Raw genomic sequence first — 4,820 nt, 5'->3', positions numbered from 1 at the left:
GGCGCTGCGCTCCAAGGTCACCGTCATCACCGGCGGCCCCGGCGTGGGCAAGACCACGATCGTGAACCCGATCCTCCGCATCCTGACCGCCAAGGGCGTGAGGCGCTGTGCAACTTGCTCAAGGATGCATGTGTGACCCGTAGAGTGCTTGCCGGATATCCTGTTCTGCGCCGAAGCAGGTATTTTTGCAGATAGGCTTGTAGGCATCCCGAACCAAGGTACAGCTTGCGCTGCTGCAATCCAAAACCGCCCCCAAGGGACGGAGGCGGTTTTGGCTTCTTCAGGGGGAATGAGCCGCCCTACAGCTTTTCGGTCAGTTCCGGCACAAGGGTTAAAACAGGTCGCCCACGAGGCCATAGTCGGCCACTTGGAAGATGGGGGCCTCCTCGTCCTTGTTGATGGCGACAATGACCTTGCTGTCCTTCATGCCGGCCAGGTGCTGATCTCCCCCGGGAGGTGAGGAAGGCGGACCGGCACGCCCACTGCTTCCTTCAAACGCATGTTCTCGCCAAGAGAAGAGCAAATCGTGTGATGTCGAAGTCATGGTTGTTCATGAACGGCTCCTCAAGATGAAGTGCTTAACCTAAGTAACTGCTCCTTGGGCTTTGACATTGAGAATGATTTTGCTCTCGAGATTCTTGCCGATACCGCACAGACCCTGACGTCCGCCACGCGATCCTTGGCGTCAGGTGCGACTTTGTGGCAGAGCATCTGGATGTTGAGAGCTACGTTCTGGAGCGGATCCTTGAACGCGGGAATGAATCGTTGATCGGCGCGACTGAAGCCTTGAAAACCGGGCAGATCCTTGATTTGGTTCGAGGTGCAGGACCTGAGAAATATCAACGCATTTTTGCTGGAAAAGTTAGTTGCTCAATCGTGAGTGTCCTCGTGAGCCGCTGGCGCAGCGTCACCAAGCTTCTTCCCGGGACAGGTCGGTCGTCAGCCTGTCGGGGCATTTTTCAGTGGTCGATGAAGCAGGGAGAGAGGAAGACCCCAGCCGCGATGCTGTCAACACGCCACGGGCTTGCTCATGCTCCATTCAACTTTGCACCCGCGGCAAGCACCGGCGCGAAAATGGCTTTGCCGGTGTCTCGTTCCAGCTTCGCCGCACCAGAAAGCAAGTGTTCTCGAACAACGCAGGCCACCTCCCAAGACGTGTTCGGATCGGTGCAGGGCACGCTGAACCACACCTCGATGCCGAAGATGTCCTGATCAGCCACATTGACGCTCGCACCGCCCAAATCACTCAGGTTATCTCCGATCTCCAGCGTTGCGACATGATCGAGAACCTCCCTGAATGCAGAACGAAGGGCATCGACATCGGCCCGCGGGTCCAGCTTCAGTCTGAGAACGCGCAGCATTGCCGGATCCTGAAGCGTCCAGTTCGAGAAGGTTTCCGAGGCGAACTCTTCGACGGGCACGATCAGACGGGTGCTGTCCCAGTTGCGCAGCTGGACAAAGGTCATGTTGATGCGTTCGACGTGGCAGAGTTCCCCCTTGTATACGACGCGGTCACCGACCCGGGCCGACTGGTTCAGCGCGATCTGCAACGATGCCATGATGTTGCTGAGGACGTTGCGCGCAGCATAGCCGAGAACGATCGTCATCGCCCCTGCCGAGGTCAGAAGCGAGAGCCCCAGATTGCCTGCAAGATCGGCCGACGACAGAACCACCCCGGCACCGATCAGGAAGACCAGCACCACGAGCACCCGGCGTGCCGCGTTGAGACGCGTGGCCAGAGCACGAGCTTCCGCCTGTTTCGCAAGCGTCAGGTCAACGTCCTCACCCGGCGCAACAAACCCGTTCAACAGTGCCTCGATGCTGCTGACGATGAACAGCAGCAGCGCCGTGACAAAGCCTGTGGCAATGGCGGGCGCGAGGAAGACATCGATCCGACCGGAAAAGACAAACACGTTGCTGGTCACCCACCAGATCAAGGTGGTCACGCTGGCGATGATCAGCGGTTTGGATGCGGCGCCGAGGATACCTTTGGAGATCCGGCCGCGCGCGTATCGGCCCGCGATGGCAAGGGTCCGGTGAACAATCCAGCCCAGCAGGATGGCTACGAGGGTCAGGACCGGCAGGCCGATCCATTCCCACCGCATCAGTTCGCCAGCAGTCTTTTCCCGCATCCATTCAGGCAGTGCGGCTTCGAACCGTGACGGCCCATAAACATCGTGCAGGGCAGGCACGTCCCGAACGGTCTCGACAGGAAATATCCATACAGGCTGGTCCGGTCCGACAGGCAGGAGGCGGTTCAGGCGGATTTCGGCAGGAACAGGGTCAAGGGAAAGATCGCGCAGCACAAGCGAACGACGCGTCTCGCCCGCCATCGCGTCGGTGTCGCCGCCTTGGGGGTGCAGGGCATCAGGGCGATCGAGCAGTACCGACCAGTCCAGGACCACCTTGCGATCGATCACGTCATAAAGATCATGCGCCAGTTGCGGGCCTTGGGCTGCCTGCTGCTCCGGGGGCAGTTCGCTCAGGTCCAGCACATGCGCAGCAGCCGCCCAGTCCTCGTCATCGGCCGCCCGGAGAAAGCTGGCCATCGCGGCGCGCGGGGTTTCCCGGTTGATCCGATCCGGAACGGCTCCCAATCCTGCATTCAGGGCAGGCGCCTCAAACACTGTTTCCTGTGCATGTCCCCGAGCAGGTATGGCGCCCGCGAAGACAAGGATCAGCGCAAGGGCTGTGACAGGGCGGCTCATCTGATGTTTATCCGTAAAAGCACAGAGGAAGCTCTCCGAGGCTGGACCACTACAGGATCATCCCGATGGCGCATTGCTTACGACTTCATCTGTGTCGGTGCGTTAGGAAGAGAAGGGGACTTTCATGAAGCAACGGCGCTTCAAGTGCTCTGAAGCGCCGTTGATCATTTGGTTGTTTTTGACAGGCACTTCGTGCTGCCGCGGGATTGCCTTGCAACCATGACGGCACCTGACAGGGTGGTCAGGAAGCTGTAAAGCAGATCATGCCTCAGTTTGCCGGCGCGGCAGCCGGTTCTTGCGGAGGAACAGTGGTTGTTCCGGTCTCTGCCTGTGGGGCAGTGCCGGCATCGGTTCCGGCGGCAGGGGCCTCGTTCGGATCCGCGATATCGACGGTGATCGTTTCCACATTCGTCTCTGGTTCAGCACCGGGCGCGGCTGCAGTGTCTTCGGTGGCCGGCGGTTCGACGGCAGGGGCGGCAGCATTGTCGCTGGCTGGCGCCGCAGGTTCCGGCTCAACCGCCGGGGTCGCCGGTGCAGGATCGGCAACGGGTGCCGTCGCCGTGGGCTCTGTTGCGGCACCATCGCTGACGACTTCCGATGTGGTCTCGGTATCGGTCACCGTTTCCTCATCCCCGCCCATCATGGAGATCAGGAACCAGGCCAAAGCGGCCACGATCAGGATCCCGATGATGATGGGGACGATGCTGCTCTTTTTTTCTGCAGTGCCGTCCCGATGAGGAGGAGCGGCGGGGTCTGTTGTGCGCGTTGTCACATGCGGATCGTTTCTGGCCATGGGGGCTCCGTTCTGGTTCGGGACTGGGACCAACCGGAAAACGTGGCGGTGGTCTGCAGTCGGATGAAAGAATGGCCGAATGCCGGTTCATGAGCCGCCTGCGGTTCGGAAACCGCAGGCGCAAGGAAGCGCGGACGCTCTTACTGGCCCTGATACTCGGGCATGCTTTCGATGGCACTGGATTCAGCAGAGATGTAGCCGCGCAGATTGTCTCCTCCGGCGGCCTGCTGGAAGGAGACCTGATTCATCGGCAGCGCGATATTGCGCTCGCCAATCCCCAGGAACCCGCCGACGCCGACGATGACCTGCTCGATCTGTCCGTCAGCCGTCAGGACCAGGTCGGTGACCTGCCCGATGTTCTGGTCATCGGCGGAATAGATCTCGGCACCTTCGACATTTTCTGCCGTCAGGGTTTCCATGGCTGCAGGCTGATACCCTTCACGGGCTGCGATGCCGGCGGCACCTTGGGCTGTACCTGCACCCGTCACATCCACTTGAGGCTCGGCTTGAGTGACATTCACCTCGGCCTCGCCGCCGTCCTGAACCTGCACATTGGGATCGGGGGCTTGTGCCACATTCACTTGCGCTTCGCCGCCTTCCTGAACATTGACGGCCGGATCTTGGCTGCGCAGGTTGACACGCGCCTGCTCGGCGGCCGCCACATCCACATTTGCCTCGGTTTCCCGGACATTGACCTCGGCCTCGGCATCGCTGACCACGATCCTCGGCTCGGGCGCCTGGTAGCGGACCACCGGCTCGGGCGTGTCGACCATCACCTGCGGCTCACCCTGTGCCACCTGTACGGAAGGATCGGCCATGCGCACGCCCACGCGGGGCTGCGGGATGTCCACGGTCACGGTCGGCGGGGCCTGCGTCACCGTGATGGTGGGCGCACACTGCTCCACCGTCACCTGCGGCGGGGCCTGCTGCACGTTCACCGTGGGTTCGGGTTGCTCCACCGTCACTTCCGGCGGCGACTGGGTCACATCCACATCGGGCGCCGGAACCGTGACATCCACCTGCGGATCGGCCTGATCCACAATAACCTCCCCGGCCGGAGCAGTGGTTGCAGGCGCCTCCTGCGCAATGCCCGCCGTCGCCAGAACGGCACTGGCAGCAACGCTTCCCATAAGCTTCATCAGCATGAGTAGTCTCCTGATCAGGTTAATCTTCTGGCCTTGAGATCAAACAAACGTGCTGATGCGGAGATTGTTCAAATAAAATTCATATTTCTTGAGACTGCAGAATGTTCTTCCTACGCTCCAGCCTGTTGTTTCTGAGCGTTTGACATGGTTCGGGCTCCACCGGGAGACCTGCTC

At 60.7% G+C, this 4,820-nt stretch carries 4 protein-coding genes and 1 pseudogene; 1 reads left to right on the top strand and 4 read right to left on the bottom strand.

The features are described from left to right. Positions 1-4 precede the first annotated feature (4 nt). Positions 5-136 (top strand): AAA family ATPase, encoded by a 132-nt coding sequence (locus ACLHHB_RS10630; protein WP_410218259.1) that lies wholly within the window; start codon positions 5-7, stop codon positions 134-136. A gap of 163 nt (positions 137-299) precedes the next feature. On the opposite strand, the pseudogene ACLHHB_RS10625 reads toward ACLHHB_RS10630, so the two are convergent. The 4 genes and pseudogenes from ACLHHB_RS10625 to ACLHHB_RS10610 all read right to left on the bottom strand — a co-directional run. Beyond that, a pseudogene (locus tag ACLHHB_RS10625) lies at positions 300-451 on the bottom strand (electron transfer flavoprotein subunit alpha/FixB family protein); the annotation flags it as partial. 577 nt (positions 452-1,028) lie between these two features. Further along, positions 1,029-2,708 (bottom strand): mechanosensitive ion channel family protein, encoded by a 1,680-nt coding sequence (locus ACLHHB_RS10620; RefSeq protein WP_410218258.1) that lies wholly within the window; start codon positions 2,706-2,708, stop codon positions 1,029-1,031. Positions 2,709-2,976: 268 nt separating this feature from the next. After that, positions 2,977-3,501, bottom strand: a complete 525-nt coding sequence (locus ACLHHB_RS10615) for a hypothetical protein (protein ID WP_410218257.1) — start codon at positions 3,499-3,501, stop codon at positions 2,977-2,979. A 140-nt stretch (positions 3,502-3,641) separates the two neighbouring features. Further along, complete coding sequence (locus ACLHHB_RS10610; protein ID WP_410218256.1) at positions 3,642-4,646, bottom strand: PRC-barrel domain-containing protein; 1,005 nt, start codon at positions 4,644-4,646, stop codon at positions 3,642-3,644. Positions 4,647-4,820: the final 174 nt, after the last annotated feature.

Origin of the sequence: Paracoccus sp. (in: a-proteobacteria) (assembly GCF_046462195.1) — a bacterium.
In the GTDB taxonomy this organism is placed as follows: domain Bacteria; phylum Pseudomonadota; class Alphaproteobacteria; order Rhodobacterales; family Rhodobacteraceae; genus Paracoccus.
Note: the sequence above shows the minus strand (reverse complement) of the source record. Positions and strands in the feature narration are given on the sequence as shown.